At 58.8% G+C, this 6,995-nt stretch carries 5 protein-coding genes; all 5 read left to right on the top strand.

The genetic code is table 11. The features are described 5' to 3' along the window. The coding region (locus Q1B15_RS17555) for a sulfatase/phosphatase domain-containing protein (protein ID WP_299756149.1) at positions 1–744 on the top strand (744 nt) is incomplete at its 5' end. After that, complete coding sequence (locus Q1B15_RS17550; protein ID WP_299756146.1) at positions 737–1,906, top strand: mandelate racemase/muconate lactonizing enzyme family protein; 1,170 nt, start codon at positions 737–739, stop codon at positions 1,904–1,906. The genes Q1B15_RS17555 and Q1B15_RS17550, both read left to right, overlap by 8 nt. Further along, positions 1,903–3,540, top strand: a complete 1,638-nt coding sequence (locus Q1B15_RS17545) for a GMC family oxidoreductase N-terminal domain-containing protein (protein ID WP_299756144.1) — start codon at positions 1,903–1,905, stop codon at positions 3,538–3,540. Before Q1B15_RS17550 ends, Q1B15_RS17545 begins: the two co-directional genes overlap by 4 nt. Then, complete coding sequence (betC, locus tag Q1B15_RS17540) at positions 3,540–5,135, top strand: choline-sulfatase (protein ID WP_299756141.1); 1,596 nt, start codon at positions 3,540–3,542, stop codon at positions 5,133–5,135. The genes Q1B15_RS17545 and betC overlap by 1 nt, the downstream gene beginning before the upstream one ends. A 50-nt stretch (positions 5,136–5,185) precedes the next feature. Continuing rightward, positions 5,186–6,571 carry an aldehyde dehydrogenase family protein gene (locus Q1B15_RS17535; RefSeq protein WP_299756139.1) on the top strand — a complete coding sequence of 462 codons (1,386 nt, stop codon included), beginning with the start codon at positions 5,186–5,188 and terminating at the stop codon, positions 6,569–6,571. The last annotated feature ends 424 nt before the right edge of the window (positions 6,572–6,995 follow it).

The raw sequence follows: 6,995 nt of genomic DNA, 5'->3' as shown, positions 1-6,995 counted from the left end.
CACGACATGTGGAAAGACACATGTCTGGTGCTGACCACCGACCATGGTTTTCTGCTGGGCGAACACGACTGGTGGTCAAAGAACCGGATGCCAGTTTATGACGACATCGCGCGCATTCCCCTGATGATTTACCACCCCGATTTTGCGGATCAGGGCGGAACGCGTCGCCGCGCGCTGACGCAATCAATCGATGTGATGCCGACGCTGCTGGATGTCCATGAAAAAGACATCCCCGCAGACGTCATGGGCAAATCCCTGATGCCTTTGATGGCAAAGGACCATGACATCCGCAATGCCGCGCTTTTTGGTTATTTCGGGGCCGCCTGCAATGTTACCGATGGGCGATATGTGTACCATCGTTACCCCAAATCCATGACAGCCCAGGGGCTTTATGAATACACGTTGATGCCCACGCGCATGACCTCGCGCTTTGCGATCGACGAATTGCTTGGCGCCACGCTGGCCGCGCCGTTTGACTTTACCAAGGGCGTGCCTGTCCTGAAACTCAAACCGCGCACCAACGACGCCGGAGAGGCCATCGAAGTTCAGGGTATGAATTTTGAAGACACCCAAACGCGCCTTTACGATCTACACACCAATCCCGGTCAAACCGTGCCGATTGACGACCCTGCCATAGAATCCAGATTGGTTGCCGAAATGATCCGCCTGATGCGAGCCTGCGACGCGCCGCAAGAAATGTTCGAGCGTTTCGATCTGCACGAGAAGGAAACGTCTGATGCCTGAATTTGTTTCGCCTGATTACGGGCATGTCGATACGTCGTTCACCGTCGCCAAAGCCAGTGCAGTCGCGCTGCGGGTGCCCTGCCCGGTGCCCGTGCAAACCTCGTTTGGCACCATGTACGACCGTCCGGCGGTGTTTGTAGAGCTGACAGACAGCGACGGCAACAAAGGCCTGGGCGAAGTCTGGTGCAATTTCCCGGCCTGTGGGGCCGAACATCGCGCCCGCCTGTTGGAAACCGCGATTTTTCCCGCGCTTCTAGGCGCATCGTTTGACAGTCCTGCCGCGTGTTTTGCGTCCCTGACGGACAGGTTTGCACGACTGGCAATTCAGTCGGGTGAACCTGGGCCGATTGCACAATGCATTTCGGGAATCGACGTGGCCCTTTGGGATTTGGTCGCGCGCCGCGCAGACCTGCCTCTGTTCCGTCTGCTGGGGGGGCACGACGCGACGATCCCGGTTTATGCCAGCGGCATCAATCCGGGCAATGCCGCCAAAACTGTGCAACGCTGCCGCGACGAAGGCTATCGCGCGTTCAAGTTGAAAATCGGCTTTGACCGTCAGGGCGATTTGCAGAACATCCAACAGATATGTGCAGCCCTCGGACCTCAGGACTCCTTTATGGTCGACGCCAATCAGGCCTGGACACTGGATCAGGCCCTGGCGGGTTTGCCCAATCTCGCACCTTACCCGATCAAATGGTTGGAAGAACCCATGATGGCAGATCGCCCGACCGAAGAATGGCAAAAGCTGGCAGACGCATCCTCTATCCCGCTGGCCGCCGGTGAAAACATGATCAATGCGCAGGAATTTGACGACGGGATCACCGGCAATTGCTTTGGCGTCATCCAGCCCGATCTGTGCAAATGGGGCGGGATCAGCGGCGTCTTGCCCGTGGCCCAAAAGATCATCGCCGCAGGCAAACGGTATTGCCCGCATTATCTGGGCGGTGGTGTCGGTCTTGCAGCATCGGCGCATCTGCTAGCGGCTGTCGGAGGGGGCGGAATGCTGGAAATCGACTCAAACGACAACGCATTGCGCGGCGATCTGTTTTCGCCCACCATCACAAACGGGCAGATAACCCTGTCCGATGAAACCGGGCTGGGCGTTGCGAATCGGTTTGCTGTCTTGCTGGCATCAGGCGTAGGCAGGGGGGTGGTCGGATGAGTCTGCCCGAATATGATTTCATCATTGTCGGCTCAGGCTCTGCGGGTTCAGTTCTTGCAAACCGCTTGTCTGCCGACCCCGATTGCAAGGTTTTGGTACTGGAGGCCGGCGGGCAAGATCGGAATTTCTGGCTGAAACTGCCGGTCGGTTATTTCAAGACAATCTATGACCCCCGGTTTTCCCGGGTCTTTGAAACGGAACCGTCCGAGGGTGATGGCCACCGTGGAATTGCCTGGCCACGCGGCCGGATCGTTGGCGGTTCAAGTTCGATCAACGGATTGATTTATATCCGCGGGCAGCACGAAGATTTCGACGACTGGCATTCGCTGGGCGCCCAAGGCTGGTCTTTTGACGATGTCTTGCCGCATTTCAGGCAACTGGAACGCTTTGACGGCGGCGCGGATCGGTTTCACGGGCGCGACGGGGATCTGCCAGTGTCGCGGTTGCGAAATGACAATGCCGCCTGCCGCGCCTGGCTCGCGGCGGCCCAGCAATATGGGTTGCCCGCCAACGATGATTTCAACGGCGAGACCACCCATGGCGTCGGGGCCTACCACCTGAGCATTGGCAGTCGCCTGCGCGCGAGTGCAGCGACGGCCTTCCTGCGCCCCGCCCTCAAGCGGCCCAATCTGACGCTGGTGACAGGTGCGCTTGTCAGCCGCGTCGAGATTGAAAATGGCCGCGCAACAGGTGTGACATGGACCACCCAAGGGCGCAGCCACAGCGCAAAAGCCCGTCGCGAGGTCATCCTTTGCGCGGGCGCGCTGCAATCGCCACAAATCCTGCAACTGTCCGGCATCGGCCCCGCCGCTGTTCTGAAAGAACAGGGCATCCGGGTCTTGCTGGACTCGCCCGAGGTTGGCGAAAATCTGCAAGATCACTACCAAATCCGGCTGCTTCTAAAGCTGAACCAGAAAATTTCGTTGAATGATGATGTGCGCAACCCGCTCAAGCTGGCGCAGATGGGGTTGGACTGGATGCTCAAAGGCACTGGCCCGCTGACTGTCGGTGCCGGTCAGGTGGGCGGCGGAGCCTGCACGAGATACGCCACCCCCGGCCGGCCGGATATTCAGTTCAATGTCATGCCGCTGTCGGTGGACAAGCCCGGAACGCCGCTGCACAGGTACTCGGGCTTTACCGCCTCCTTCTGGCAATGCCATCCCGAAAGCCGTGGCTCGGTGCACATCCAGTCGCCCGATCCGACCATCCAGCCCCGCATAGCGCCGAATTACCTGTCCACTGAACTGGACCGCAATGTCATGGTCGACGGGATCAAGCTTTTGCGGAAAATCCACGCCCAACCGGCCTTTCGTCCGCTTTGGGACGCGGAAACAGTGATCGGTGAAGACCGGCAAACCGACGCGAAAATCCTTGACGCTGTCCGCACCATGGGCGGCACGGTGTTTCACCCTGTCGGCACCTGCCGAATGGGCAGCGACAGCAGCGCCGTGCTGGACCCACATCTACGGGTGCGCGGTGTCGAAGGTCTGCGGGTGATCGACGCCTCCGTGATGCCCAAGATTACATCCGCCAATACAAATGCCGCCACGCTGATGGTTGGCGACAAAGGCGCCAGCATGATCCTGAAAGACGCGCCGCTGCGCAACGCCGTCCTAGCAGAGGAAAAACTGTGATGCCTGCCAACGCACGCCCCAACATTATTCTGATCATGGCCGACCAATTGGCCGCCCATGCCCTAAGCCTGTATGGCAACACGGTTTGCAAGACACCAAACCTTGAACGCCTCGCCGCGTCCGGAACGGTGTTTGAAAACGCCTATTCCAACAATCCCCTGTGTGTGCCCAGCCGCGCATCCATGCTTACCGGGTTATTGTCCCCCGACATCGGCGTGTTTGACAATGCCAATGAATTGCCCAGCTCGGTGCCGACAATGGCGCATTATTTGCGCCACAGCGGCTATTGGACGGAACTTTGCGGCAAGATGCACTTTATCGGGCCGGATCAGGAACACGGGTTCAATCAACGCACCGTCACCGACGTCTACCCGGCCAATTTCCAGTGGATTTCAGACTGGCAGGCCGGCCCCGCGTTTGTGCCGTCCGGCACCGCCCTGAATGGTGTGGTCGAGGCCGGTCCCTGCATCCGCACAATGCAGGAAGATTATGACGACGAGGTCGAACACGCGGCCATTCAAAGCCTGTATGATCGTGCGCGCGAACCCGACCACCAGCCGTTCTTTCAGATCATTTCCTTTACCAGTCCGCACACCCCTTTCACCGTCAGTCAGGAATACTGGGATCGATATGACGCCCACGACATTGATGAGCCGAGTGTCGGAACGCTGCCGTTCGAGGCGTTGGATTATCACTCCAAAGCACTGTTTTTTGCCCATGGTCGCCACAGGCACAAGGTAACGCAAGCGCATTTGATGGCGGCGCGTCACGCCTATTACGGGATGATTTCCTATATCGACGACAAGGTTGGGCGCATCCTGGATACGCTGGAAAAGACCGGCCAGCGCGACAACACAGCGGTGTTTTTCGTGTCTGACCATGGCGAAATGCTGGGCGAACGCGGCATGTGGTTCAAACAGGCCTTTTGGGAATGGTCTGCGCATGTGCCCTTCATCGCCTCGGTTCCCGGTGTCAAAGGCGGCGGCCGCTGTGACAAGGTGGTGTCATTGGTCGATCTGCTGCCGACATTTCTTGACCTTGCCGGGGCTGACCATCCTGATTTGGCCGGGCAAAGCGTGCTGCCGCTGATGTCCGCGATTTCGGCGCCATGGCTCGATGTCGCAATCAGCGATTATCTGGCGATCGGACCCTGCGTGCCTTGCCGGATGCTGCGCAAGGGACGGTTCAAGCTCATCTATACCCACGGTCACCCGCCGCTGTTGTATGATCTCAATGCCGACCCGCATGAGCGCGCCAATCTGGCCACCGACCCGCAATTTGCCGATGTTCTGGCCGATTTGCAGGCGCTTGCCTTGACCGACTGGGATCCCGAAGCGTTGGCCAGACGCGTGCTGACAAGCCAGCAACAGCGCAAAGTGATCAAATCAACGCCCGGGGCAGCGCCTCAATGGGATTTCATCGCCCGCACAGGCGACGAGGCGCGGTTTGTGCGCGCCCAAGGCGTTGACGCCACCAAAGGCCGTTTGCGTCTGCCACCCGTTCCAGAGGTGCCCGCCGACTGGCCAGAACTTGATAAGGAAACCGTGACCGATCTGATCGCCGGGCGGCGAAGGCTGGACGAGTTTTTGACCTGACGAAAGAAACATATGCTGCCCCCTGCCCCAATATTGCCGAAGGAAATCCAATGCCCGTAGAAATAAAAAACCCAGCAAACCCGTCCGAAATCGTTGGCACCTATCCGACCCTGTCGCCCGATGACGTGCCCGCAATGATGGCCACAGCCCGCGCCGCACAGCGCGTCTGGGCAAAAGTGCCGCAGCCAGAACGCGGTAAGATCGTCGATGCATTCCTCAACGGACTAGAGGCGCGCGCCGAAGATATTGCCCGCGCCATCACCCGTGAAATGGGCAAGGTGATCGGTGAATCACGCGGCGAAGTTGCCAAAGCCCTGGGCGAAGGTCGGGCCACCACCCGCCGGGCCTCTGCGGCCATCGGCGAAATGCTCCCCTCGCAAAAGCCCGGCACGGTGACCTATTCCACCCGCCGCCCACGCGGTGTGATCGTGGGCATCAATCCCTGGAACTTTCCGTTCAGCACCCCCATTCGCAAAACCATCCCGGCCTTGCTTTATGGCAACGCGATGGTTCTGAAACCCTCCATCAGCACGCCGGGCGCGGCCTTTATCATGCAAGAGGTTGCGAATGCGACATTGCCCAAGGGGCTGTTTCAAATCGCTTATGGCTCGGGCAATCTGGGCACCGCTTTGACCGCGGCCAAGGGCGTTGACGCCATCAGCTTTACCGGGTCAGTCCAAATCGGGCGTATCGTGGCCCAGGCGGCGGCGGCAAGTCTGGCCGAGATCAGCCTTGAATTGGGTGGCAAGAACCCGGCGATCCTGAACGACGCCAGCGATCTGGAGGCGGCTCTGGATCAAATCTACATGGCCGCCTTTGCAGTCTGCGGCCAACGCTGCACGGCCGTCAGTCGGGTCATTGTCAGGCGCGCGCTTGAGGCCGAAGTGGTCGCAGGTCTGGCCAAACGTGCAAAGGCTGCCAAAGTTGGCGATGGCCTGGACGGCAGCACAACGATCGGCCCGCTGATGGGCGAAAAAGCCCGCAACGACGTGGCCGGTTTTGTCGACCGCGCCCGCGCTTCAGGGGCAACTGTCGCCGCAGGCGGCACCACAATCGAACAGAACGGCGGCTATTTCTATGCCCCGACGATCCTGTCAAATGTGACTGCGGACATGGAAGTCGCTCGCCAAGAGGTCTTTGGCCCAGTTCTGGCGGTCATACCTTATGACACGCCAGACGAGGCGCTGGATATCTGCAATGACGTCGAATTTGGCCTGTCTGCGTGCCTGTATTCGGAACAAACACCGATGACGGATCGATTCATCGCAGAGGCTGAAAGCGGCATGATCCACGTCAACTGTGGCAGCTTTCCAGAAGACCATGCACCCTTTGTAGGTGTTAAGAATTCATCCCTTGGGGTTGGTGGATCAAATGGGCCCTCCACGATGCATTTCTACACCCAAGAACATACCGTGTTTCGAAAAGGGGTGGTATAAAGGCCTATCTAGTTGGCGATCCGGTGACCGCTGAGTATTGGAGGATAAGAGCGGATTCGAACCACCCGGTCGTTTTTGGTGAAATCATCTGGAGCGCTTGCGGTTGAAACTGTCAAGCGGCCCTGCCAGATTAAACTGATCCTGTAAGTTTCGACATAGGAATTTCAGTGCTGATCGCCGTCGCCTGCTTGGCTATAGTCAAGCAAATAAGGGAAATTTGATCCTGCACCAGAGAGGGTAGGCAGGGAAGAACCGGCCGCAACTTTTCTTCTGACAGCACCGGCCGAAGGGATGTTCGGGAACCCTGAGTGGACTGACAGTCTGGCGACGATAGGGCCGGTTCATTAAGCCGTCGGCCCCAAGAAGATCACCACGCAGCTTGAGCGGATCCTGGTGACGGTCGCGCCCTGACGGGGCGCAAATG

This window comes from uncultured Boseongicola sp. (assembly GCF_937988555.1).
Classification (GTDB): domain Bacteria; phylum Pseudomonadota; class Alphaproteobacteria; order Rhodobacterales; family Rhodobacteraceae; genus Boseongicola.
This window is presented reverse-complemented; position numbering and strand designations above follow the sequence as displayed.

Coding starts and splice junctions, on each gene's coding strand:
- Q1B15_RS17535 (WP_299756139.1), top strand. CDS start 5,186: ATGCCCGTAGAAATAAAAAACCCAGCAAACCCGTCCGAAATCGTTGGC.
- Q1B15_RS17550 (WP_299756146.1), top strand. CDS start 737: ATGCCTGAATTTGTTTCGCCTGATTACGGGCATGTCGATACGTCGTTC.
- betC (WP_299756141.1), top strand. CDS start 3,540: ATGCCTGCCAACGCACGCCCCAACATTATTCTGATCATGGCCGACCAA.
- Q1B15_RS17545 (WP_299756144.1), top strand. CDS start 1,903: ATGAGTCTGCCCGAATATGATTTCATCATTGTCGGCTCAGGCTCTGCG.